Origin of the sequence: Cyclobacterium sp. SYSU L10401 (assembly GCF_010993705.1) — a bacterium.
Lineage (GTDB): Bacteria > Bacteroidota > Bacteroidia > Cytophagales > Cyclobacteriaceae > Cyclobacterium.
In genome coordinates, this window is the sequence record NZ_WOFO01000005.1 from 16,310 (window position 1) to 40,822 (window position 24,513).

Consider the following 24,513-nt stretch of genomic DNA (forward strand, 5'->3'; position numbering starts at 1 on the left):
AACTATAATTCCATTGGTTCAATGTAAAGTCTGCTCTCTTCATCCTTACTAATTCTGTAAAACTCCATGTTGTCACTGGTAACTACAACTTCATTGTAGCTAAGATTTTCCAGAAGGTTTTTGAAAATGATCAATTCAATAAATTTCCCTCTCAGGTCATTCAATGAAGGACTAAAACCTTGTTGAATGAAATATAGCATTTCGTACAAATCCAAAGAAATAGTAAGCTTGATGTGCTTTTTAGACCTATGTCTGAAAGTGAGGCTGTCCGGTTCATACTCTAAATATTTAACCAAATGATCCGTTCTATTCACGTACAACTCAAAATCATCTAAGTCAAACAAGCGGAAAGATTTACTTAAAGGATCTCTGATTTCGGTGGATGCCAATACCAAATAGTCCTTATCAATTCCAGGATTATCGCACCCTTCATTTAGAGAAATAGCTCTTGAAATACTGGCTTTTGTGTAGTTCTCAGCGTCACCTTTTTCAAGAACTTTTACGAACTTGTAAACCGAGTGGTACGGTAGACGGAGTAAGTAGGAGGGAAACTGTGCTTCTTCTGAAGCAGCATCACCTTTTACAAAGCCATTTTTAATAGTCAGTAATTCTGATTTCCCTTCAAAATATTGATGACGAATGAAGTTCTTTTGGATACCACGGATTCTCTTAACATTCGTGTCATCTTGTTCATGAGCTGGCACCCATATTTTATTGTTGTTAAACTCATCAATTAAGTCAATCCCTCTTTCAGCAAATTCCAAATAATCATTCGATTGGTGATTTCCAAAGAATAAATCGCGATCTCTATCAGGAATAGCGACTTCTCCAATGTCAGTTTCACGGAGCAGTTTTATTAGCCTATCCTGATTTCCTGAATCCTCAATAGATGGGTCGGTAATGTTAAAATAATAGTGCTGCCAATAATTCTCGGGTATATCAATATTTTCAGCATACAATTTTTCTATATCAGAACACTCATGATCTCTGGTAAGCGAGAAAGCAATAAAAGATCTTAGATCACGCATGGTAATGTGCAGTTCTCTCTTGAGCCCAGCAGTCCTGAGTAGCCATTCCATTCGTGAGATGACTTCTTCACCCATCGCAGGATCATTGAAGGAATCCACATTATACTTAATAAAACACTTATTCGCTAAATCACAACCTTCACATTTGGTCCAAAGCTCTTTTTTGGTGAGTGCCTTGATTTGCTTTCTAAAGAGGCTTGGTTCTTTATCATCTAGCGCAGCAACGGATCTTAGGTTTAAATTGATAATCATCAACCCGCCAGGCAAGTTGTGATGGCCTTCGTTGTAGAAGTAGTTTTCAATAGTATCATGTAAAGGTTTGTGCTTGGTGGAGGTCTTTAAGAACTCAACTAACCTACCTTCATTGATTGCTATTATTCTTCCTTCTTTAGCATCGTTGTAGTTTGCCGTGTTTTCGAACGGTTCAAAAAAGGATTCTAAAACGTCATTATTGGCTCTTTCATCTTCATCTTGTGAACCATCATAGTTACTTTCGAAGTTGATTCCATTGATCCTAAATTTTGCACCATTTTTATGTTCCTGATGATTTAGTTCTTTGATAGCGTTGTCATACTCAATACGTTTGATGAAGGCGGTTTTACCATCACCAGCGTTTCCAGTGATAATAAGCAGCTTGTATTTCCCATCAAGTATATCCGGGAGAAGTTTTTTATCAAGTTTCGATGGAGTGTAAGTCAGCTTGTCAAATTCATTGACATTTTCACTTGCCCTTGTACCAAAGTTTCCGTTTCTGGATTGACTATATAAGGAATTGATATACTCAATAAAATCAAGCCCTTTCACTTCAATTTTATAGGCATTTAACTTTTGCTTGTGTTCTTCAAAAACCTGAAGCAGCCCTTCGTGTAGGCGTTGAATATTGCCATCAGTAAAATTTCTCGCTCCTCCTTTCCAAAAGGGCTTATAAATGATAATCTCGCTATCAACTTTAAGCGTTAATTCAATCATTTCTCCAAGTGAAAGGCTGTTGCGATAGGTTGAAAGTTTATCCTTAAAGCGGTCGAAGTTGTTTAGGATCGTCTTCTCAAGTTCGAAGAAAGTGGCCATCTTATCAAACAACTTGACTCTCAATCCTGGTTGAGAAATCATCAACTCTACGTGATAAAGCTGATTGTCATTTGTGATGGATTTCTCTTCATTTATGCTCGCCTCCAAAATGCCGTCTTCTCCGATCTCAATAAGCGCATCCATCATTTGTTGGGCGTTCTGGAAACGATTTTCGACTCTTGGATTGATCGCTTTATGAATGAAGCTGGCGAATGCTTTGGAGATCCGTGGTTCTATTTCCTTAGGATTGACTGGGTCAATACTTAAAACAGGCATTTTTTTGGGTGCCCAAGGATATTGCTTGCAGATTAACTCATATAGAGTTATTCCTAAGGCAAACGTGTCAGCAGAAGTATCCCAGTTCACTTTATAGCCATCAGTGATTAAGTCTGGAGCCAAATAGGGATTAGTACCAACAAAATCCTGATTATCATTTGCGAAAGAAGCCACATTAAAGTCAATGAGGACAAACCTCTTTTGGTTATCCCAAACTATATTTTGAGGTTTAATATCTCTGTGCAAAATCGGCTTTTCAAGACTTTGCATAGAAACCAACGCACTCAGAATATCCTGAGCCACTTGAAATACTCGGTATATAGGTAGTTTGGCATCAGTTCGAGCATAAACACTCAAATTTTCACCATCCAAATACTCCATAACTGTATAGAATTGGCCACTTGGAGCTTCATCATTCCAAACGAATTTCACAATGTTATTATGACTCAACTCCTTAAGTGCACTATACTCGTCAATTACAGAATTGGCATTAACGCTTTCGTGAAAAAGTTTTAGTGTAAAATATTTATCCTGCAAACGGTGCTTGACTTTGAATACGCGTGAATAGCCGCCTTTGCCTAGAACTTGATGTATGATGTAAACTCCTAACCGATCTCCCTCTTTCAAGTCATAAGTATCAATCGAAGGAATCTGAGGCGAAACAGTGCTTCGCTTTGATTCGACAGCACTATCGCCTTCTTTCATAGAATCTTCTATGAATTGTTCTATCTGTTCGATGCTGTCAACACGCTTCAAATCATCCGTTAGGATGGTTTTATTGCAAAGTGCATCAAGCCATTTTGGAAGTGCTTTATTAAGGGAACTAGGCAATTTTTCTGATGGGAGCTGACCGCCTAGTTTATCAAGATCATAAGGTGTGTTGAATGGTTCTTCGCCTGTGAATAGCCAATAAGCCAATACACCTAACGAATAGATGTCTGATGCCCTGGAAGCATCTCCAACGGTGAGTTCAAGCGGGTGGTAGGGGGTAGCATTGGATTCGTTGATGGTTGCCATCACCGTATATCCTTGCTGGTTATGGTCTGTGAAGTAGGATTTCCCGAAATTTCCCAGATACGCATAACCGCTACTCATGTAGATGTTGTCAGGGTTGATGTCTCTATGGAAGATATTCTCTTTATGGGCTTCTTTTAATGCAGCCATTACATTTCGGAGAATGCCAATTTTTTCCTGAAAAGTGAAGGTCTTAGATCGAGCTTCGGCACGCAATGAATTTTCGTCTAAGAAGTCTGAAATCTCATAAAAAAGATGGTTTTCTTCATCTATCTTAAACTCCACATTAAGTATGAACGGTTTTGCCTTGATTTTATGCAAAGCCTTATATTGGTTTTTAATGATGTCCTCTTGTTTGAGCAGTTCAGGTTGTGAAAACCCGGCTACTTGAAGAGAGTATTCTTTTACTCTCTTGCGAATAGAAGAGGTCACACCTTTTGGTTTTACTAAGTATTCAGTACAGTTCGGTAATACCTCTAAAATCTCAATGATTTCATAACCTTCAACTTCACGCTTTTCATCGGGTGCTTTCTTGCTTTGACTACCATCTAGGTACTTGACAATGTCTTGATAGATATCCTGAATATCATTTTCTTGCTTTCCTACCTGATCAGGATCTATTAAAAAATAAATTAGGTTGTCATTGAGCTGAAAAGTTAGCTTACCTGCTTCTTGCCAAAGTGAAGGAGCATAGGTGTTTGGGTAAGACAGGGAAACCATGTTTTGAATCCATGCTCTTCCCCAAGAAGAATCGTTTTCCTTGAGTTTGGAGGCAAGAATGGCTGTTTTTTGCCTTCCAGTTTTTAGTGGGTTTTGTCTTTGACGATCATTGACATACCAATAATTATCATCCCCCTCAATGCGTCCTTTCCAGTCTTTATTCTCAATGTTGTAAATGGCATGAGGAGTAACTACCAACAAGTCATACTCCCAATATTGGGTACGGTTGTTTCTGGGATTGGTAGAGGCTATTTCTACATTAGGCACTAAAAAGTAAGTGTCAGGGAGATTTACTTCCAGATAATCAAGCAAACGCTTTTCTCCGGCATTTACAACCGATTCAAAGTAGGGAGGTTTTATGATTCTTGCCATGATTCGATTTCTTTTTCAACTAGTTCAATTGCTTCCTTTTCCATAAAGCAGGCATCACTTAGGTTAATCATACATTTTTCTACCTTTTCAGATATTGCTCCTTCTATGTCATGAAATATTGGAACTAGGAAGCTGGAAATCTGATGATTGTCAATGTGTTTTTGAACGCTACCATATTCAAGAGATTTCAATAGGTTTTGACCTACTTTAGTTTTCAAAAAACAGTATATGTAGTAGTTCTTGTTGTCATTTTCATTTGGCACAACTCTCACAAGGTTGTTAGTTGCTGATACTCCATCAAGGAATTTTGTAATGTAGGATAGATACCCTATTGTACCTGCATCTTGAATGGCGATCCATCCATCGCGAAGAATATAGTTGTCAATATTCTTCATTTTTCGGCTTAAAAAACTTTGGAAATTTGGGTATTGATTTAATAAATCTGAGCCACTTAGAAATGGAACTCCTTTATCTGGATTGTTTGTTCTTATCCTCTTGAATATGCCAGGAGTGAAAACTTGATCTGAAAGTTCCGAAATTGACTTTAGTTCAATATTATTCTCGTTTAAAACACGATAAAACCCTTCTATAGAATTTGTATTATATGTAGCCTCAATTCTTGAATTATGATTAGTTCTTGAGGAGATTTTTGCTTTGTATATAGTTTTGAATTCAATTGAAGGAAGTTTTTCTTCCATCATTTCAATAGCCTCCCTCAATAACTTATTCGATTCTGCACGAAGGTTTGAAGCTTCAATAATTAGGCTATGGATTTCTTGTTGTTTGGTTTGGGGGAGAATTGGGATTGGGAGATCGGCAAGCATTTCTTCTGTAATAAATGGCTGTGCATTTCCACTTATATGTCTTCTTGCAAGATGAAAACCATATTTACTAGCTAAAAAGCTATATAGGTATCCGTTTTCAACTTTGCCGTTTGAAATAATTCGAATGACATTGTCAGAGCCTATCGAACCTTCAACCTCTTTTGAAGCAAACGAAAAGGCACCAACGGTATTTTGACCAACACGACCAGTTAATATCATTCCCTCTTTCAAAAAACCCTTTCCTTCTTTCCAGAATTTCTTTGAAGCATAATTACAGCTAGACAAGGGGTTTGAGGATGTTATATCAGTATTTCCCAAGTAGGGTATTCCATTCTCTTTATCAACATAAATTCTTTTACTTCTTCCAGCACAAAAAATATCGCTTGACAAAGCTCCGAGTGTTTCATGATTCATGGACCTGAAGAAACGATCATAAACCACCCCATCAGTCAAATGAAAGTCTGAATTTAGCCTATAACTATCGAAAACATACTTTGAATTAACTCTTCCTACTCTCATATCTTATCACCATTTAAAAATTTGAAATAAGACTCAGTGATTTTGGGGAGATCATCATCCAATTGCTTTAACTTTTCTCTTCTAGTTTTTACTTCGGAAGTACCGTCTTTCTTGTTCACTATATATTTTGTTTCGGTATCAAAAAGCAACTCTGCACCATCTTCATCACGCAAATAAATTTGGTTACCTCTGCGATCCTTGCCTAGCTTTTCAGCAATGGCCATAAAGACTTCATAGTCTTCTGCACTGTCTTGGGCTAGTTGGCGCTCTAATTCTGTCTTTTTCTGCAAGAAGAGTAGGGAGGCTTGCACCCCAACCTGTGGTAGAAATGCCTCTACCGCTAAATCTACAGAGGCAAGTATCTTATACTTATCCAATATCCATTCACGCACAGGTAAAGTGTTGGGGTTTCCAAGAATACCATCCGGCAAAACGATTCCCATCTTCCCGCCTGGCTTTAAATAGTTGTAGCAGGCTTCAATGAACAGTACTTCAGGAGCATCACTGTATTTCGATAAGAAGTATTGACTGGCTACTTCTTGCTCTACCTTCACTTTAGCCCCAAATGGTGGGTTGGTAAATACCATATCAAACTTACCACGAGCGTCATTACCATATCTCGACTCCATATCCTTCATATCGGATAAGCTTTTGTTGATAGAGGCGTTGATTTTCTGAATCTCCTCAGGATGCTCCCAATTGGGATAGGCAAGGGAATTGACATGAAAAATATTGGCATGTCCATCTCCAGCCATTACCATGTTCATTCGTGCGGCTTTTTTTAAATCTGGATCAAAGTCAAAACCGAATATGCATCGCTCTGCATATTCACGTACACGTTCATTTACTTCAAGTGAATTGAATTTCTCAGCCAACAAAGGGCCTTCAAGATTAGGGTGAAGTTCCGATGCTATTTGCTTTCGCACATGGTCTAATGCCATTACCAGGAATCCCCCTGAACCACAACAAGGGTCTAAAATTCTATCTGTTTCTGTAGGATTCATCATCTCGACCATAGCCTTAATGATGTTTCGTGGTGTGAAGAACTGACCCGCTTCTTGCTTTAGCGTATTACTCACAATCGTTTCATACGCCATTCCCTTTACGTCAACTGATGCGTCAAGGAACGAGTATTTAGCAAGTTCACCAGCGATAAAGGCTAAGCCTTTATCAGTTAGTCCAATGGCTTCATTGCCATCAAAAACTTCAGAAAAGATTTCATCCGTTTTCAACTCTTCGAACAAACCCTTAATTCGTTCAGCCACGGCCTTTCTACCTTCTTCTGTGTTTTGTTCTTTTACACCTACCCAAAACTTCCTTCGGTAACTATCTTCAGAAGGCATAAACTTTCGCTTTTCGTCATATAGCTTGCAGAAGATCAGGTTAAGCAACTGCCAGAAAGCATCTTTTTTTCTCCCTTCATTGCCATAAATATAATCGTGCGAGCGTTTAAATACCTTTATCAAGGAGTCATTAGCGGGCTTCTTGCTTGACGATCGATCAGCCCTGTCCATGTCATCCAATGTTTCTCCTTCGCCCGGGAAATCTGAGAGGTCCACAAACTCATAATCAAAGCCAATTGCGTCCTCTACCTTTTGCTTGTAGTGGTAATGAGATCCATTTGCCCACAGCCCAAATTCACAACTCTTTATCGCACCCATGGCATTTTCCAGTGTTGGTTCTACTCCCTTCTTTTTATCGTTGTCTTTAACCTTATCATCTTGGACAATACAGATGCGGATAATGAAATCTTGCTCGTGTGGCTTACCTTTTTCAAAAACTACCAGCTCAACTTTTTGCTTCTTAGCTTTCCCTGTATCAGGATCAGTATAAGTGATGGAGAAATCACGTTCCATATCAGACAGGTCAAAGCCATATTCCTCATTAAGCATAAGGATTGCAGATTGCAGGTTGGTCTCCTGGGCCTTAACCTTCTTAATTTCACCAGAAAGTATGCATACCAGTTGGTTATCTTCTAAGACAATATCTTCTTGATCAAGTACTTCTGTTGACATTATGCAATGGATTTTAGTAGTTCGTTAATTTCTTTTCTTTTATCTCGTCTGGAGGCATAGCGTAACAGCTTACTTTTATTCACATTGTACTTAGCAAATGCCTGTACGTAAAGTTTGTCAATGTCTAAGCCAATAGGCTCTAAAAACTGTTCGTACTCAAACCATGCATTTACCAGGATTGCTTCAATGCTGGGGGAAAGATAGTCACCTGATCGTTCCGTTGGTGTCTCAGAGATCAACGCCGTTAAAATGATAGCTTCATTCTGTGGGATTATGTACCGGACAGTTGTTTCCTTATCGGGTTGCAGATAAACTGGCTTACTGAATGCCCGCATTTCATTGAATAATAGATCCAAGCCATCCTTATTAAGAGCTAGGAATACCCAGTATTTGGATATGTGATCATTTCCAATATCATTCAACAAGAAGGTATCCCACATCACTATTTCACCTGAATAAATGCCTTTTATTCGATTGTAAAGCCGTTTGGATTTTAAGCTTAGTTCAGGAGAAAATTCAGGTTTAAAATCGAAGGTATATAAACCTCTACCAATCTGATAAATGAGTTTGTCTTTTTTCAGTTGATTGAGCCTCCAGGCTATAGTACTACCAGACAAATCAGGAAAATGCTCTTGAAGGGTATCCGTGATTTCTTTGGTAGTAAACTCCCGTTTACCTGAAAAATGTATTTTAAGACTATGTGCTAGATCAGTGTTTTTCATGAAGATAAAACAAATATAGTTTTAAAAATTAAAATTCAAAACTTTGGCAAATAATAATTTTTATTGCCGAAAAAATAATATAGGATTAGGTTGTAAAAAATGATTTTTATAGGCTCAAAAATCCTTTTTAAAAATTAAATTTTAATATCACATCATCCAATTAACTATGACCGCCAAAATTCCAAAAATTTTAACATTCCTGATTTTTTTGGAGTTATTCCCCATCCGTTACTTCCCCAACCCTCCAAACAATTCCTTAAACATCTTCCCGGGATCCACATTAACGGTCCAGGCTATCAGATAGAATTCGTCTGATCAGAGCTTGGCGAAGTCATTGGCTGTTACTGGGTACGTTGCATTTGCCGATCGCATATTAGAAATAGGAGTGCCCAAAAGTATATCGTTTTACTGACCTTTTCCTTTAATAAAAATTAAAATCTCCCCCTGGTCAAATCTTTTGAATCCAGGAGGAGAATCTTAAGGCCAAAATTAATTTTACATATCCTGGGCAGGACGGAGATAATATACAAATACTACCCCTTCATAGGTCATTCTGACCAGACGTGCAGTGATTTGGAAGTGCCTGCCTTTATACTTACCAGGAAACAATAAGGATTGGATTGGAACACCAAGCTCAAAGTCCAACTTCATTTTGACCTTTAATAAGCAGTTTGATTCCCCTTCTTCCATTTTAAAGAAAAAAACTGTACCTGCAAAAGGCAAATCCAAATAGGGATGAATGCTATGCTCGAAATCCCCGTTCTGATAAAAGTAATTTTCTATCCGTTCCTTCATGTGGGTCAGTTGCGTTTCCAATGCATCCAATGAAATCTCGACCTTTGCACAGGTGTATGCTAAAGATGGAACCCGATTATTACCTTCCTGGGTAAAGCGGTTGTCTGCAATGAATGAAATTAGTTGGTGATATGGATGCCTACGGCTAAACATTTTCCAAAGAAAATCACCCATGTGAAACATTTCCTCATAGAAATCTAACAATTCCTTTTTCATACAATAAAATTTTGATTTGACAATGTCGGAAGGGATTTTCCCCACCAAAACATAGGGGGGTATACTTCACCATGGGTACGGGGGCAAAAATTATTTTTCAATTTTTTTTAAGAAATTAATTTTATTATTCTGATAATCATATATTTATGTAGATTTTAATTGGATTTTATGATGAACCAATCCCTACAAAATCCCGGAAGAGAAGCCATAATAAAAGAAGTATCCCAGGACACTTCAATAAGTCTTATTGTTCCCACCAATCTTACCAATCCCGATCCCATAGTATTGGCATTAAAAAATCATTTTAAATCAAAGGACCTTAGAATCTCTTACGAAAGGGATAGAATGCCATCCACTAAACCAGGTTACTTCAATACCAGCATCACATTGAAAAGCCTTGATCGGTCTTTATTAATAATCGATACCTTCATAAAGGCGGTTAGGGTAAGAAATCATCAGATATTAATAGCAGGGGAAAAAACTTACGTTAAAATTAACGATGAAAAAGTTGAAATTAGGTTTTGGGAAAAATGCCGGAGTGAAAAAATAAAAAAGGGCTCCTATGATGGTCGAGAACTAATACCGACGGGTCTCCTTTATATTCAGGTGATAGACATATGGTTGAGGAAGGAATGGGGGGACACGCCATACTCGTTACTGGAAGAAAAGCTTGCCCGGGTAATTGGGGGGATTGAGTTTTTCGCCGAGGAGAATGCTAAAAAAACCATCGAAAGGAATATTTTGAAAAAAAGAAACGAAGAGGAAGAAAGGCTTAAAAAAGAAATCAAGCAAAAGAAAGATGACGAACAGAAAAGGTTTTCGGAATTGTTGCAAGAAAGTAAGCGGTGGGCCGAATCACAGCAACTGAGGGCTTATCTTAATTCTATTGAATCAAGTGGTTCTCTGAAAGAAGATTTGTCGACCTGGCTAGAATGGGCTCGATCAAAAGCTGATTGGTTGGACCCAATGATTAAGAAGGAGGATAAATGGATGGAAGGATTCAATCATGAAAAATAAATTTCCCACAAGACAGCTCCAAGTAAGGAGAATTATGCGTAAATTTTTCTTACTTATACCGTTCATCACAAAAATCCCTTCGAACCCAAGAATTTATTTTATGCGGAAAAATCGAGACCTATTTAATTTTACGATTTTAAATGTCTGATTATCAATATATTGAAATGGATGTTCGAATCCCTCCTCCTCTGCTGAGAAAAACCCTAACTACTTTAAATATAGTAAGTTAGGGTTTTTATTTTTTAATCAGGGGCGAATTCAGGGGCGAATTTGCTTATCTTTTAGACCATAAATCTTAATAAATTAAAATTTCCGCTCATTCAAATCCTCCAGGAATGAATGTTGCCTCTTCAAGTTTCAGCCCTTTTGTGTTTATCTGAAGTTGTCTGTAATCTGATAGACTTTATCAGATATGTCAAAATAAGGTAACCTCTCCCTGGCCTGATCCTTTCATCTAAGCTTTTTGCCTATGTAGTCCTTTTCTGTGTAATGTTGGGGTGGCTTTAAAAATTTAATCGCTGCTGAATATATTTTGTCGTTATTACTTTTTGCTGCAGAGCCTGTCCCGGGCAGCGAAGCGAATCGGGATCAAAAAGTAATCAACCTGTCCTGATAACTCAGGGAAACCCCGCTCCGTATTCTAAGGTTAAAACAAGGACAAAAGGAAATTTTATGCGGCATATTTGAAAGTGTCTACATAGCTGGATTTTCGGTTGATTACAGCGAAAGCTCTGGCAATGATTTTATTTCTAATGATGTTGAGTGTACTCATTTTGTTTTTCCCTTCATTGACTCTTCTTTCATAATATTTCTTCATTTCTGTATTGTATTGGATGGAGGTGCTTGCACACATCGTCAACAGTGACTTAATCCTTTTGTTGGCTAATTGGCTTGTCTTGGTTTTTCCTTTGAATGTCCCTGACTGATTGGGGAAGGGAGCTGTACCAGCGTAACTGGCGAATTTTCTCCAAGTACTAAACCTAGAGAATCCTTCTGTCAAAATAATAAGTGTTAGAGCGGTCTGTGGACCCACTCCCTTGATTGAGTTGATCAGGTTATATTGCTCAGTCAGAAAGCTGTCTTTTTTAAGAAGCTGCTCCATTTCATTTTCAATGGTTTTGATTTGTTCATTCAAGCAGGCTATAACTGTTTCATGGGAGCTTTGATAAACTTTCATACCATTTTCAGGTATCACAGAATCATATTCTTTAAGCCGTGTTTTAAAAGCTGCTCTCTCTTTAACCAGCCTTTCCCGGTAGGACAGCAGCTTTTTTAAGCTAAGAATAGTCTGGGAGGGGAGCACAGTTGGAGTGATTTTTTCCTGCTTTTCGTAGAGATATTCTGCAATATCTTTCGAATCTGCTTTATCTGATTTTCCTCTTCTTATCCCTAAGGAACGCTTGAGCTCAAGGCCGGACATGATGTAGAATGGCAACCCGTATCTCTCAAGAAACGAAGCAATTTGTGAAGAATAGATACCGGTGGATTCGAATCCAAAAAGAAGCTCTTTGGCCAATACCAAGCCGGAGTTTTCCATGACCCATTCCACAAGCTCCAAATACCCCTTTTCGTTGTTTGAAAAGGTAGCATGAGAATGATTGATTTTAAGGTAGGCATCAAGAGTAGATTTACTTATATCGATTCCGATAATTGATTTGAAATTCATAACTTGACTATTAAAGTTTAACAAATGAGAGTTGCGGAAACTAAAACCTTTAACAGGCCTTGAAGCCTAAAATTCTAACTGGTTATTTGGCAACTCAATTAAGAATGGGGACTGATACGGAGAATAGGTCACTAACCTTGCCGCGGCGAAAGTTCACCCCATTCTTTTTTAATATATTAAATATTTGAATTGACTCTAAATCAGATAGATATTACATCCATTTTTCACCTAGTAATTCTATAATGCAAACCTAAAGGCCACGGCGGACACGCGCTATTGTGTATCTTTTGGCTAAAATCCGTACACTTCGCTCACAGAAGCAAACTCCTCTGGGTTTTGGATGAATGATATTTATAAAGATGGCATGTCATTCCAAAACCCCTCGTCAGACATGCTTCTGCCTTTGCCAACCCGCAGTCCTGATTTCTTATAATCTGCAAGACGGAAGTGAAAAGCTCTCTCCTATTCTTGTCACTACCTTTATGGTAATTATTTTGGGATGACTCCACTTTCCAGTCAAGTATAAGCGTAGTGAGGGATTTCGAAGCAATTCACTGTCCGCCCTACGGTCAGTTTCTTATGAGCAAAATGCTTAATTTTAGCAGTTCAGCCACGCTAATACAATTTTATAGTGCGTTTTTATTCATTTTCAGTCTTTTATCGTCCACGTTGTACAGTTCAATAGACCGCCATGAAGTCCGATTTCATAGCAATTAATCGTCTCAATTATCCTGTCTGGAAAAATCTCCTTGAACTTATTGTAAACTTCTTGGTCTTTGTTTTTCTCTGTTTCGAATATTGGCAGCACAATCAGGTCATGGACTTCCAAGTAGTTTACATAGCACCCAATTGCATGGTCAGGGTAAGTTTTTTCTTTGTGGTCAAGAAATGGAATATCGATATAGTCAATTCCTTTCTCTTTTAGGACTTTGTTAATTCCGTCCTTCCAATATTTATATTCTTGTTCTCGCTCATTTCCAAGTAGTGTATTTTTATCAACAAATCGAACCATCCCATCTGCATGACCTGTCATATCAGATTTAATTTGTGGAATAACGATTATTTCGACTTCAAGAAGTTTTTCAATTTCAGCAATCAGTCGGCTTTTACTTGAATATTCTGGGTTCTCGTCAAAAATTCGGTCAGTAATAATTGCTCTATCTGACCAATTCACAACATTTCCACCGTCAAGGTTGATTTTGGAAAATTGAGGGTTCAGGTTGTTGGCTTTACAAACTTCTTTTGGATTTGATTGAAGTTCTAACTCGTCTTTTAGGTAAGACGGCTCATAACGGAATTGTAAAAACTTTCCCTTTTCAATCTGAATTGGCATGTAGTCTCTGCACCAAATGTCTTTTGTGGCTTTTAAGAAATCATACTTTATTGAATGCTTGTCAAGAAGTCCAATTAAAGTATTGCAGGTCTTTGTAAATCTCTTGTCATCCTGCAGATTTTCTGAAAAATATACCGTATCTGTTTCTTTACCTGTGACCATCTAATAAAAATCTTGTCCATTCAGTTTGTTTGTCTTCTCGATAAAATCTGGCTGGAGTGGTTAAAGCCTTGAAAGCAATCCCTTTGTTTTCACAATGCTTTTGGATGTTTAAAAGCTGCCTTTTCATGTTCGGTATATCAGAGAAAGTTTTTCTTGTAAAGCAAACCCTCTTCAGGTTTGGAAGAGTGTCAATAAGTGCTATGATGTCTTTCCATCGAGTTACTTTGTTGTCGATGTAGCCGTCATAGTAATTGGTTTCTTGACCTTCTTCAACTTTAATTTCTTCAATCAGGTCAGTAAGGTCAATTTTATGTTGCTTAATAAAATCTAATTTTTCCTGCTTAGAAGCACCTTTTAAGTCTGTCTTGCCAAAAGCTGTTGGAAGGAGTCTCCACAAATAGTTTCTGGTTCTACCATAGAAAAATTCAGCGTCATTGTCCGCTGTTTCTGGATTAAAGGTTCCGATTATCATCGTTTCTGCTTTTGGATTTATTTGGTGGTCTAAAAATCTATGTTGAACTGTAATCATATCGTTTCTTTAAATGCACTACAAAATTCAAATTTAATACAAAGAAATTAACTATCCATGTGCAACAAATCATTCTAATACATTGATATTAAGATATTTATATAATCATTTCCAACTAAATTACTTTTAATTTACCGAAAATTTAATTAAATTAAGGTATTATTTTTAACTATTGAAGCCATGAAATTTCTCATCAAACTAATCCTCGTTTCCTTTATTGGCATGGTAGCCATGTTCGGTGCCCTGGGCAGCGAGAACGAATGGCCAGGTCTGATAGTGGCCATTACGGTGTGGGTTTGGTTTATTTATTCCCTATCTAAACCCAAGGAATACAATTCTGACAGAAAGATCAGGGAGCTGGAGCGCAGAAACGAGGAGCTTATGAGGAAACTGGAACAAAGAGGTCACTAATAATCGGGTCCAGTAATATTTTTCTTTCAATACCCCAAAAGCGGCAATACCATCAAAGGTCCAGTTTCAAGCCCTCAATTTCCAATTCTTTAATATGCATACCGGCCAGAATCAAGTCATCCCCTTCGATGGCTTGCAGGATTTTTTGAATCAATTCATTTAGCTGTTTTCCCTTTTCCAATCTTTCAAAGGGAAAGGGATCCAGGTTCTGGTCTATCAGCTGGTTGATCTTCCGTTCAATCTGAACTTGCCGGTTTTTCAATTGCATTACGATCAGGGAGATATCTTTCATTGTTTATTATATTAACATTATACCGTCAATAATTTAAACATTAAAATTCGGTTTTTCTTCACCAGCAACCTTTTTCTCTGTTTAACAAACTCCACCAATAATGAACCTTTAAAAGGTAATTTCTGCTTCTGGTGTATCCCACTTAACAGAAATAGGTATAGGCCACTTATCCATGCTCCTGATGCTAAAAATCCGCTTGAGGTCTTTTTTTCAGGGTTTCGATTTTTTCACCCCCCCTCCTTTCGGAGCAGCTACGTTTTTGCTGATATAGGCCGCATGGGTTTTCCCACATTGATCCGGCTCTTTCAGTGAGGTAACTTCAAATACCATGTATTTCTTGCCGTAACAGCCGTCTATATGGTCTTTTTGGATTTCCCCCACGGTAATTTTAAAAAAGTTAGAACACTTCCTCAGGAAACCCTATTTTTTGATCGTGCGATGCGTACCCTTGGTAGATGGACCACTGTTCTCATCTTTTCATAGAGCAAACTACATCAAACTCGTGTTCCAAGGCTCTATAAATACCAATTCAACTGAAATTGTAAAGAATCATTTTTATCATATCTTCTCTTTTAATTCTCTTCCTAATTGCTGATAATATTCATCTGACATGCCGTGCGCGGTTGGATGAGGAATAAAAACATAGGAGGTTGGGGAGCCTACAAAAACTTTGGCCGTTTTTTCTGAAGTAATTTTTAATTCCAGCAAATCACTTCCGTCAAGTCCCGCGATGGCTTTATACTTATCGCCATAAGCTTTCCCATAAAACACAACCATTTTTGGTTGGTTTACTTTAATGAGCTCTTGAAGTCCCTGTATCCTGGGCTTTTCATTTTCCTTCTTATAGTTTTCCCTTGTGAAGTTTTCATCACCAAGCCATTTGGTATATTTGAAATCATTGGCATTTGGCGAGGGCAAAGGGAATAGCTCCAGCAGGCAATTATCTGATTTAAGACGTCCCCAACCGTTACTTTGCTTTTCTTTGATTTTTTCCGCTGAATAAGTCTCAGCTTTGTAGGACAGCAAGAGTTTAATCAAACCTTGCCAGGTTCTTTGAACAGCGGGGTTGCCATCTCTGAACAAAAAATCGAAATTCTTTCCCTTATCATCCGTTATCCTATAGTGGAAATCATATGCATCTACTACCTTTCCAGCCCCCAATGCTTTCCATACTTCCAGCCTTGACTTTATTTCCTCCAGGGTAGCACCACCCCCTTCTTCCATGCCAATGAACCAGATATCACTTTTAAGATTACCGTAGCCGTAAAAGTCCTTAATAAAGCTGTCAAGTTCTTTTCTTAAATCCATAAAATAATTATTTTGAATAGAAAATATTTTTATTCCTCACTTTAAAAAACAAAGCTAGATGGCTAAAATAGGGCTTTAATTAGGAAACCTACATTTTTTTTAAAATTTTAGCTTTGTAATCATCTGACCGAAGAATTATTGTCCGAATTGGGAATAGTTAAAAGCATAGGGATAACGATAAAATCCCTTTTTTGGAGATGGTGCAGAGAAAAATACCTGAACCGAAGCTAAGTGGTAACCCGATTCCACCGGTGAAGCGAAAAAGCCCAACTAAACTCATTAAACAGTTCTCAAAAAAGATATTTTAAATTGCATGGGTAAATTACACTTGCTTAGGCATTTCAACGCTGATCAGTTTATCAAAGAGATCTGTTTTTAAAACGGAAAGGTTGTTCTTCCAAAGCTCACCCTCGTATTTTACCTCTACCAAACCAAAGTATCTCATAAAATTTTCAAAAACACGATAGGTAAAACAATTTTCACAATCAGCAATTCGGTTGCTATAAGGGGGATCGGGAACATTGAGCAAATCCGGAAATGCCTTAAAATATTTTTGGGTATAAAAGCTAACCTTTTTCCAATCCTGGCCGTACCTGCTTACTAAAATGAGGGAAAACCCAAAACCCATTTGGCCTATACCGTTTTCTCCAAACCCATCAAAATAGGCCCAATTGAACTTTTCCCCATAGGTTCTTATGATCAATCGTCTTAGCGCACCATCATTTTGTATGATTTTTTGTCCCTGCTTGGTCAAACTCAGTTTATTTGATCGTTTTTTCACCAGTCCAGCGATGATAAGCAATATCCTTGATAAAGTAATAGCAGGTACATCTGCTTCCCGAAGTTGTTTAGGTGATCGTAGTTCAAAATATTTGTCCTTAATTAGACCTAGATCATAGATATCAGCCACCACATTCAACGGAAGGAATCCCAACTTTGTTAATTTAAGCTCACCCTTATCCTCAATTAATGTAGCGAGGTATTTAACCTGATTTAATAATGGTATTTTTCTGTAATCGGCAGCATCCAATTTCTGCAAACTAATTGGACTGCTTCGTTCAAAAGTAAAGTGCAAAATCGAATGCATTTCTGCTGGTGAATACCCCTCAAAATCTGGGATAGGCCGGTTATTTTGTTCATTCATTAATCTATTCAGGTGCTTTTGCAGATCTTCAAGCATTTTTTCCTTTTGAAAATAAAATTAAAAAGATAAAGCCACATGTTTGGCAAAGCAAGAGGAAGTTTTTTTCAGCCTACGTTCAATGAAATTTCGTAAATATGGTCTGAAAGGAAAAAAAAGCCCCGCAGGGCTTTTTATCAAGATTTCGATTTCTTCGACCTCCCGCCTTTCGGAGCCGCTACCTTTTTGCTGATATAGGCCGTATGGGTTTTTCCAAATTGGTCCGGCTCTTTTAGGGAGGCGACTTCAAATACCAGGTATTCTTTGCCGTCGTAATCGACCATATGGTCCTTAAGGATTTCCTCCAATGTTTCTTTGGAGATGGATACCCGGATAATGTTGAGGTCCTTTACCTGGGTTCCTTTGCCGATGTAGGTTTTTTCAAATTGTGACATGACTTTAACTGTTTAAGGTTTGAAATTTGATTATGCTCAAGAGAACGGGGGCTGCCAGGGAAACCCAAGCCAAGGGCCGGGCGAAAAAATTGCGGAAGGCTTCCTTTGGAATACCCAATTTTTCCGAACGGGCGAAGCGCACCCTTGGCGGGTGGACCGCTGCCCCCATCTTTGCATGGATCATAATTCACAACCGGGAACAGGATAGGCCATGACATTTGAAAGGCTTCCATAAAAAGGGAATTAGGAATGGTCCTTTGCAGTAACAGGATTTATCCAACCATAGAAAACAGGGGAATTTGAGGGACAAGGACGAACGGCTATTAAAGATTATGAAATTTGAAGTTACCACGGAAAGTATGAAAAGGTGAAATAGGAATACCCTATCCAACTTATACAGAAAAACTGTATGATAGTGCATAGAGGCCTAATTAATCTATTCCGAAACCGGATCCAGAATTCCCGGGTGATTGTTTCCGGGTTTGTTCACCTCTTTGGATATTTTATATGCCTCCATGGAATCGGCCGGATAAGCGTTCAACAATTTTAGCAGATCCTTGGGGTTTTGACCGGGATCCAACCATAATTTTTCTTCTTCCCTGGTCAAAATCACTGGCATTCTGTCATGGATTTTTTCCATCAATTTATTCGGCGCAGTGGTGATAATGGAGTATGAATTATACGTTTCGCCTTCAGGGTCCTTCCAACTTGACCAGAGCCCGGCGAAAAAAAACACCTCTCTTTCGGGAAGATAAATCCTGAATGGCTGCTTTTCCTTGCCCTCCTTTTTCCATTCAAAAAAACTGTCAGCCAGGACCAGGCACCTTTTATTGTTTACCAACAGGGGTTTAAAGGAAGGTTTTTCAAGCAGGGTCTCTGAGCGGGCATTTATCATTTTATATCCGACCTTTTTATCATATGCGGCACCAAACCGAAATGGAAGACATCAATCAGATCAGGTTTATCTGAGGTTACCACAGGAGCCAATTGCGATGGTGCAATATTGAAAGATGGCTTCCAGTTTTTGGCCTTTTCGGACAACCTCAACTTCAATTGGTCCTCTACCTTTTTTAGGTCTTGCTTTTCGGAGTATCTGCCACACATAGTTCCAGTTTATGTTGAGCATCCAATTTACAAATAATAGGACTACCTATTTACCTTCCCTCCTGGTATTTGGCTTAGGGATAGCAATGGAAATCCTTTTTGGGGAGGAAAATGCCGGGAAAAAAGATTGGAATGAAAACGAAGTGGTAGCCCGACCCGAAGGGTAAGCCCCAATAAATTAACATCATTCCAGGTTATCCCTTTAACTTTTCCTTTAGGTTTTTATAACATTCAATTGCCAATAACCTAACCTCTTCCTCTGAACGGGAAATTGGAAATTCCAGGCTCCTGTGCATGACAGCCATATAGGTGGCGGAAAACTCATCCATCTCGTCATCTGAAACCCCCATTAACCTTTGAATCAGATCCAAAATACCCAAAAAATGACAGTAACCGGCATCCAGGTTCAACCTGTCCAGCCCCAAAATCAACTGATTGTGTTTCAGGTCCTGAAGGATCAACTCAATAATCAACTCGTCCAGGGTAATATTCATCTTATTATCCAGTTATCCAGGTTTTTCGGTTGCTAGGTGGCCCTCTCTATTGGGATTTTCTGTCAGGCAGCTTTACAAAATTCAAAAATCCCTGACCCCTACCCTATTCTGATAAGGGATAACTTATTTTCTGAACATGCACAGGTGCTGGTTGAAAAAAGAGGAAAATGCTAACCGATCCCAGATGGCCACCAGCATAAATTTTCTCTACTACGGATATATTACTTAAAATCCCTTATTTCCTTATAGCCAATTCTATGGAAATGGTTAATTTTGATCAACGACAGAAAGCAACAACATGCCAGGAAAAATCCATTAAGGCCGCAATATCAAACGTTTCCGTGAAATGCATAAGCAGGAAGCCCTGGCCCATGAGTTGGGTGATGACTGCTCCCAGCGACATTAAAATACAAAAAAGAAAACCCCGGAAAAAGCCTAAAAGAGACTATTTTCGGGGTCTTTGACTTAAGTTATCTTTACTTAATTAATTGAATTTCAGCTATATTATTATTTAGAAAGAAGCGCTGTTTCTTAGACTTCTTCCCCAAAAATCTCGTTGTGCTCCCTCGCAATGGGTTCATCTCTGTTTTGAGTTTTTATTTTGACAAGACTGCACTATAGTGATCAATGAACTTTTCTTTCAAAATATATACACCACTAATTTGTTTAGTTCCCATCCCTTCTTTAACCCAAAGAAGGGAATCTTCACCAAGATCTATAAACACCGGTCTCAAAACTCCTTCCCAGCTTTTAGGAGGATATTTCCATTTGAAAAACTCTTCATTGCGACTTTTTTTTCTCCAAATATCAATTCTAGGATGACTTAAACGAATATTGATAGTTTCAGGGTCTTCCCAGAATTCTTTGGAAGTTAGATTGTCTCTGAAAATTATTCCATTTATTACCCATACCATTTGTTCACCATAAAATTGCTCTCTTTCTTTAATTAATTCCTTTGAGATTGGGGAATTTTGAAATTCAATAACAACTCCCTTGTCTGTACGAACGTCCGCAAAATGCCATTTTCCTGTTTGGTCATCACAACAGACTTTCTCCTGCCAATCTTTAGGAAAATTATTTTTCCAATTGCGATGCCATTTTGTTTCGTTTTCCCACCAGGGGTCACAATTACAGTTACTATCATGCCTCCAATGGTGAATTATGATAGGCCCACAAACCGGAGTTACCTGAAAACCACAGGCTTGGCATGTCCCCTTAATTCCTTTTCTGGCTTCAGTTCTTTCGTTATCAACTAACGCAAACCTCATTTTCTCTATGTTTTGTGCTCATCCTCTTTTAAGAGTTCATCCAAACCCCAAGAATGGTTGTGAAAACTACACAATTTCCAAATCAACTTGAGTCTGTCTTTCACTTTACTTGGAAATCTGGATTTGTTTGTTCATTTGGAAGACTTTCTAACCCATTATTTGATCAATACGACTTATCCCCTCTTTAAATTGAATTCGAACTTGCTTTTTCCGGATTACAACCACCAATTCTAGTTCCAGGTTTCTCGTTTCTTGGTTGCTCTGTCTATTCATGCCGCAAGTTTAGCCACAAACCGGCTTCCATGGAAGATCGGGTTCCTCTGACGGATACATTTATCCTCTTGTTCTTCAAAAAAATGGTATTATAAAGATTCTATAAATAGATGCTTTTTATACTGTCAAAGCATGAGATAGACTTTTTATATTGATTGTATGCATTATTTGAGTTCTCATTTAGGTTCTTCCCACACAACACTTAAAATAAATATATTTAAACTTATTCCCAGTCACAGCAACGATTTACTTTTTCTAATCCTTTCCCGTATTGCTTTATTGAATATACGTTTATGATTTCTGATCTGATTTTCGATTGCAGGCTCCTCCATAATTTTTGCCGCTCTTTTGGCGTAGGTCAGGTAATTTCCTTTGAATGGAGGGAATTGGATGTCTGATTTAAAATAATAGTAGCCGAAAATATTCTTGACCAATTTTTTGCGCTTTTTGGTTGCGTTGGATTTTTCGAGATTCAGACTGGTATAAATTTTATACAACTGACGTTTATAGACAGCGACCCCCGACCTGTCGATTTCGTCCTTCTGGAATTTCTTTGTGGCTATCTTTACCTTCTTTTTAACTGACGTTTTCATCCGTCGGTAAAATTTTGAAAGATTCTTTGATGCAATCAAGGTCTTGAACCCATAAAAATCAAATCCCAGGTAATTCAAAGGGGTGGTATCGACCAAATCATGTTCTTTCTTTAAAAATCCCTTTATAATCGATTTTCCTGTTGTATCGGTGCATTTAATAAATCGAAATATCTCGGTTTTATCAGTGCTGATTGAAACCTTGCTTTCTAAAATCAACTTTGTAATATACTTATTTGCCCATTCTTCTTCATCCACTGGAACTACAATCAAGATATCATCCGAATACCTGCGATAATACCCATTTCTTTTTTTGACGATTTCCTTGACAACGTTACGATCAAATTCCAAAAGGTATAAATTCGCCAATGTGGCAGAAATAGGTAGACCTTGGGGAATGCCCTTTCGGGTTTTATCTGCTTTAGAGTAAAATGGATTTTTGTAGACCTTTAACTGTCCCGACTTTATAGCCTGGCGAAACTCCGCCGGATTTTCAAAAAAACATTCAGTTCCCTTTTTTCGGTTTTCAGCAAGCTTTTTTTCATCAAATCCTGCCTTCCTTCCATTATTGGATTGAAATATTCTTAAGTCATCCTTTAATATGTAGGAGAAATTGGTGCATGCTCGGAATACCTGATAGTGGTCCCTAGGAAGTTCCTTTTGTTCTAATAGATTGGACCAGGAGGCCTTCAGAAGTTTATGATTAATTCCGCTGAAAAATTTCTCGATATCAAATTTTAGGACTGCGCACTGTTTATTCTTTTCTGCTTTGGTTTTTATGTGTTCAAATGCTTCGTGTGCAAAGTGGATTGTGCTTTTGTTCTTGCCCGGACTGTTCGGGTCAGGAATTTGCCTGTATGCGGTAATACATTCTGATACCTCTGGTTCTGTCGCTAATACACCTTCATACAAAACCTTAAGTTTGTCAGCGTAGTATGCAAATATTAAACTGTCCAAATGCGATGCAAAATGAAGGGGTCTTATTTTCGCATTGCTTTTTCCGGTTGAGGCAGTATGGCATCTTTTTTCTGTTACCGGATCCTTTTTGTATCTTCTTTCTTTAATGTTGGCATGTATAAGGGGGAAAAAGGAATGGTGCGCTACGTATCTGGGGTTGCTGATTTTTTTAAAAACATAGTCTCCTTCCGAATCCAAATTTAATTTTGGACTTAAATGAAGGTAACCCCTGTTTCTAAACCATTTTTCTCTTATCCCAATCCTCATAATTTAAAAAACACCTCGCGGGATGATAGGCGTATCTAACAGCAATCTTACACTTCCTTCGAAGCCGGACCGGTACCCAAATTCTTGAGTCACGCTTATTTTCAATTATGTTAAACGAATAAAGAAGAAGCAAATGAAATATTTACTTATGAACCTACTTATGATATCCGTCATATATGCAATCAGCTCCGATGCCAATCAATTTCTTGATGCACCAACCTTGAAGCTCCTCAACATTACTCTCCTCAATGGGATTCTAATTATAAGGAAGTTTCCAAAGAAGTGGAACCATTACATAGTTAATCCATTACCTATTACCCTATGGCAATAGTCAGCCTAATAAGGCCGTACAGTCCTAAACCAGACGATTGCCTAAGCACATTTCTCCGCGAGGCTTAGTTCAAATGTAATAAATATTTTGTATGTTCGGCATATAATTAACTGTTTACTTTTAGCATGGAAAATTTTGTACTTGGAGATATAGTAGCATTTAAATCTCATCCCTACTCATCAATTCAAAATTCAGTTTTTGAAACAGTGATAGCAGGAGAATCATTATTAACGCCACCGCTGATGGTTATAGGGGAAATTTTGATGCACAACAGAGGAAGCTATGATCCTAAAGATGGAGAGGAGATACACAAGAAGGGTTCCAAAAGTTGTAAATGCTTTTGGTTCAACCATGACCAATACCAATTTGAAGACGCCTGGATTTCAGAAAAACAGCTTAAACTTATTCAAAAATCCGAAGTCGTAAGTCAGGAGGATTTACTTTATTCAAACGTGATTTTTAAAACTGCGTCGCTTGAAACAGGAAAGAAGAAATCATCACTTTCCTCCAAAAATGGAGTTCAAACGAGGGTAGATAATCATATTTTGTCGTTTGTTGCGCCTACAATGCAAGTCATCAGCGTAAAAAAGGCTGAGGAAAAAGACCCAAAATATGATGAAAAGACTGGAAAGCAGGCTCGCATTACCGGTAAATACTTAGCCAAATGCAAATGGTTTAATCCAAAGGGTCATAAATTTTCTGAAAAATTCATGCCGCTAGCCGTATTAGAGCGTGTTCCTTTTTACGGTTCTGAAATATTGGAAAAAATTTCTGAACTGGTCAAAGAACAAACCACGCTACACATAATAAAATCCGGGGATAAAATTCCCATTTTACTTCAAGTCAGCTCTTCCTTTTGTCTAAATGGTAAATATTACCTGCAAGGATTCGATTTGGTTAGAAATAAACCTGATACTTTTTTGGTTGAACCCAATATTGATTTTCCAGAAGCCATCAGTCCTATTGTTGAGTCTTGGCCAAAATTTGATAGCCAAAATGAAATTATCTCAATAGATGAGTTTTTAAATGCTCACTTTGGAGATTATAAATACTTTAAAATTAGATATGCCTCTTTTCATGGGGAAGTAACAAGCAGGACAATTGAAGCAAAATCCATTTCAGATTATGAAGTTTTTAAAAATCCAGGTGACACAAGTAAACAAAGCATCAAACATTTTGTAGGACATTGTTTACTTCGAAATGCTGAAAGACGCTTTAGATTAGAGAGAATCCAATCGATTCAAGTGCTTAATATCAAAAAATAATTAATAGGATTTATTCCCAAATATCTTCAATTGTTCTAAATTATAATTAAAATAGAATTTGGAACATAAACTTTTAGAATACTGGACGAAACTTGGATAGAT

19 protein-coding genes and 1 pseudogene are annotated in these 24,513 nt (G+C 37.9%); 3 read left to right on the forward strand and 17 right to left on the reverse strand.

What is annotated here, in order from left to right; all coding sequences use genetic code 11:
• Window positions 1–2: 2 nt before the first annotated feature.
• From mads6 to GL182_RS13005, 5 genes are all read right to left on the reverse strand, one after another.
• Complete coding sequence (gene mads6, locus GL182_RS12985) at window positions 3–4,478, reverse strand: methylation-associated defense system protein kinase MAD6 (protein ID WP_163380130.1); 4,476 nt, start codon at window positions 4,476–4,478, stop codon at window positions 3–5.
• Entirely contained in the window at window positions 4,463–5,821 is a 1,359-nt protein-coding gene (locus GL182_RS12990; protein ID WP_163380131.1) for a restriction endonuclease subunit S, read from the reverse strand. The genes mads6 and GL182_RS12990 overlap by 16 nt, the downstream gene beginning before the upstream one ends.
• Complete coding sequence (mads2, locus tag GL182_RS12995) at window positions 5,818–7,836, reverse strand: methylation-associated defense system DNA methyltransferase MAD2 (RefSeq protein ID WP_163380132.1); 2,019 nt, start codon at window positions 7,834–7,836, stop codon at window positions 5,818–5,820. Before mads2 ends, GL182_RS12990 begins: the two co-directional genes overlap by 4 nt.
• Window positions 7,836–8,558 (reverse strand): DUF6577 family protein, encoded by a 723-nt coding sequence (locus GL182_RS13000; protein WP_163380133.1) that lies wholly within the window; start codon window positions 8,556–8,558, stop codon window positions 7,836–7,838. The genes mads2 and GL182_RS13000 overlap by 1 nt, the downstream gene beginning before the upstream one ends.
• A gap of 495 nt (window positions 8,559–9,053) precedes the next feature.
• Window positions 9,054–9,569, reverse strand: coding sequence for a hypothetical protein (locus GL182_RS13005; protein ID WP_163380134.1), 516 nt, complete (start codon window positions 9,567–9,569; stop codon window positions 9,054–9,056).
• 168 nt (window positions 9,570–9,737) lie between these two features.
• Here GL182_RS13005 and GL182_RS13010 point away from each other — a divergent pair, with 168 nt between their 5' ends.
• Window positions 9,738–10,586, forward strand: a complete 849-nt coding sequence (locus GL182_RS13010) for a hypothetical protein (protein ID WP_163380135.1) — start codon at window positions 9,738–9,740, stop codon at window positions 10,584–10,586.
• Between the two features lie 670 nt (window positions 10,587–11,256).
• On the opposite strand, the gene GL182_RS13015 is transcribed toward GL182_RS13010, so the two are convergent.
• The 3 genes from GL182_RS13015 to GL182_RS13025 all read right to left on the reverse strand — a co-directional run bounded on the left by GL182_RS13015 (window position 11,257) and on the right by GL182_RS13025 (window position 14,276).
• Window positions 11,257–12,252: an IS110 family transposase gene (locus tag GL182_RS13015; protein WP_162416512.1), complete on the reverse strand. Its 996-nt coding sequence runs from the start codon at window positions 12,250–12,252 to the stop codon at window positions 11,257–11,259.
• A gap of 649 nt (window positions 12,253–12,901) precedes the next feature.
• A complete protein-coding gene (locus GL182_RS13020) occupies window positions 12,902–13,747 on the reverse strand; it encodes an agmatine deiminase family protein (protein ID WP_163380136.1) in 846 nt (281 codons plus the stop codon).
• Entirely contained in the window at window positions 13,734–14,276 is a 543-nt protein-coding gene (locus tag GL182_RS13025) for a hypothetical protein (RefSeq protein ID WP_163380137.1), read from the reverse strand. Before GL182_RS13025 ends, GL182_RS13020 begins: the two co-directional genes overlap by 14 nt.
• Before the next feature lie 180 nt (window positions 14,277–14,456).
• On the opposite strand from GL182_RS13025, the gene GL182_RS13030 reads away from it, so the two are divergent.
• Window positions 14,457–14,687, forward strand: a complete 231-nt coding sequence (locus GL182_RS13030) for a hypothetical protein (RefSeq protein WP_163380138.1) — start codon at window positions 14,457–14,459, stop codon at window positions 14,685–14,687.
• Between the two features lie 52 nt (window positions 14,688–14,739).
• Here the strand turns inward: GL182_RS13030 and GL182_RS13035 are convergent, their stop codons facing one another.
• From GL182_RS13035 to GL182_RS13085, 9 genes and pseudogenes are all read right to left on the reverse strand, one after another.
• Entirely contained in the window at window positions 14,740–14,979 is a 240-nt protein-coding gene (locus GL182_RS13035; protein ID WP_163380139.1) for a hypothetical protein, read from the reverse strand.
• A gap of 210 nt (window positions 14,980–15,189) precedes the next feature.
• Window positions 15,190–15,360, reverse strand: a complete 171-nt coding sequence (locus GL182_RS13040) for a hypothetical protein (RefSeq protein WP_163380140.1) — start codon at window positions 15,358–15,360, stop codon at window positions 15,190–15,192.
• A 177-nt stretch (window positions 15,361–15,537) separates the two neighbouring features.
• Complete coding sequence (locus GL182_RS13045; RefSeq protein WP_163380141.1) at window positions 15,538–16,287, reverse strand: hypothetical protein; 750 nt, start codon at window positions 16,285–16,287, stop codon at window positions 15,538–15,540.
• Between the two features lie 322 nt (window positions 16,288–16,609).
• Window positions 16,610–17,467, reverse strand: coding sequence for a hypothetical protein (locus GL182_RS13050; protein ID WP_163380142.1), 858 nt, complete (start codon window positions 17,465–17,467; stop codon window positions 16,610–16,612).
• Window positions 17,468–17,604: 137 nt separating this feature from the next.
• The gene (locus GL182_RS13055; protein ID WP_163380143.1) at window positions 17,605–17,862 is read right to left on the reverse strand and encodes a hypothetical protein; all 258 of its coding nucleotides are present in this window, start codon (window positions 17,860–17,862) and stop codon (window positions 17,605–17,607) included.
• A gap of 436 nt (window positions 17,863–18,298) precedes the next feature.
• A pseudogene (locus GL182_RS13060) lies at window positions 18,299–18,966 on the reverse strand (SOS response-associated peptidase).
• Window positions 18,967–19,160: 194 nt separating this feature from the next.
• Entirely contained in the window at window positions 19,161–19,460 is a 300-nt protein-coding gene (locus GL182_RS13075; RefSeq protein WP_163380147.1) for a hypothetical protein, read from the reverse strand.
• A gap of 596 nt (window positions 19,461–20,056) precedes the next feature.
• On the reverse strand, window positions 20,057–20,728 hold the full coding sequence (locus tag GL182_RS13080) for a competence protein CoiA (RefSeq protein ID WP_163380148.1): 672 nt from the start codon (window positions 20,726–20,728) through the stop codon (window positions 20,057–20,059).
• 506 nt (window positions 20,729–21,234) lie between these two features.
• Entirely contained in the window at window positions 21,235–22,815 is a 1,581-nt protein-coding gene (locus GL182_RS13085) for a reverse transcriptase domain-containing protein (protein WP_163380149.1), read from the reverse strand.
• Between the two features lie 456 nt (window positions 22,816–23,271).
• Between GL182_RS13085 and GL182_RS13090 the strand changes: the two genes are divergently transcribed.
• On the forward strand, window positions 23,272–24,411 hold the full coding sequence (locus GL182_RS13090) for a WYL domain-containing protein (RefSeq protein ID WP_163380150.1): 1,140 nt from the start codon (window positions 23,272–23,274) through the stop codon (window positions 24,409–24,411).
• Window positions 24,412–24,513 lie beyond the last annotated feature (102 nt).

Bases quoted from the DNA above. Each gene is read 5' to 3' on its own strand.
- GL182_RS13085 (WP_163380149.1), bottom strand. From the start codon at position 22,815: ATGAGGATTGGGATAAGAGAAAAATGGTTTAGAAACAGGGGTTACCTT.
- GL182_RS13020 (WP_163380136.1), bottom strand. From the start codon at position 13,747: ATGGTCACAGGTAAAGAAACAGATACGGTATATTTTTCAGAAAATCTG.
- GL182_RS13015 (WP_162416512.1), bottom strand. From the start codon at position 12,252: ATGAATTTCAAATCAATTATCGGAATCGATATAAGTAAATCTACTCTT.
- GL182_RS13000 (WP_163380133.1), bottom strand. From the start codon at position 8,558: ATGAAAAACACTGATCTAGCACATAGTCTTAAAATACATTTTTCAGGT.
- GL182_RS13010 (WP_163380135.1), top strand. From the start codon at position 9,738: ATGATGAACCAATCCCTACAAAATCCCGGAAGAGAAGCCATAATAAAA.
- GL182_RS12990 (WP_163380131.1), bottom strand. From the start codon at position 5,821: ATGAGAGTAGGAAGAGTTAATTCAAAGTATGTTTTCGATAGTTATAGG.
- GL182_RS13030 (WP_163380138.1), top strand. From the start codon at position 14,457: ATGAAATTTCTCATCAAACTAATCCTCGTTTCCTTTATTGGCATGGTA.
- GL182_RS13090 (WP_163380150.1), top strand. From the start codon at position 23,272: ATGGAAAATTTTGTACTTGGAGATATAGTAGCATTTAAATCTCATCCC.
- GL182_RS13005 (WP_163380134.1), bottom strand. From the start codon at position 9,569: ATGAAAAAGGAATTGTTAGATTTCTATGAGGAAATGTTTCACATGGGT.
- GL182_RS13075 (WP_163380147.1), bottom strand. From the start codon at position 19,460: ATGAATATTACCCTGGACGAGTTGATTATTGAGTTGATCCTTCAGGAC.
- GL182_RS13080 (WP_163380148.1), bottom strand. From the start codon at position 20,728: ATGAGGTTTGCGTTAGTTGATAACGAAAGAACTGAAGCCAGAAAAGGA.
- GL182_RS13025 (WP_163380137.1), bottom strand. From the start codon at position 14,276: ATGATTACAGTTCAACATAGATTTTTAGACCACCAAATAAATCCAAAA.
- GL182_RS13055 (WP_163380143.1), bottom strand. From the start codon at position 17,862: ATGTCACAATTTGAAAAAACCTACATCGGCAAAGGAACCCAGGTAAAG.
- mads6 (WP_163380130.1), bottom strand. From the start codon at position 4,478: ATGGCAAGAATCATAAAACCTCCCTACTTTGAATCGGTTGTAAATGCC.
- GL182_RS13045 (WP_163380141.1), bottom strand. From the start codon at position 16,287: ATGGATTTAAGAAAAGAACTTGACAGCTTTATTAAGGACTTTTACGGC.
- mads2 (WP_163380132.1), bottom strand. From the start codon at position 7,836: ATGTCAACAGAAGTACTTGATCAAGAAGATATTGTCTTAGAAGATAAC.
- GL182_RS13050 (WP_163380142.1), bottom strand. From the start codon at position 17,467: ATGCTTGAAGATCTGCAAAAGCACCTGAATAGATTAATGAATGAACAA.
- GL182_RS13035 (WP_163380139.1), bottom strand. From the start codon at position 14,979: ATGAAAGATATCTCCCTGATCGTAATGCAATTGAAAAACCGGCAAGTT.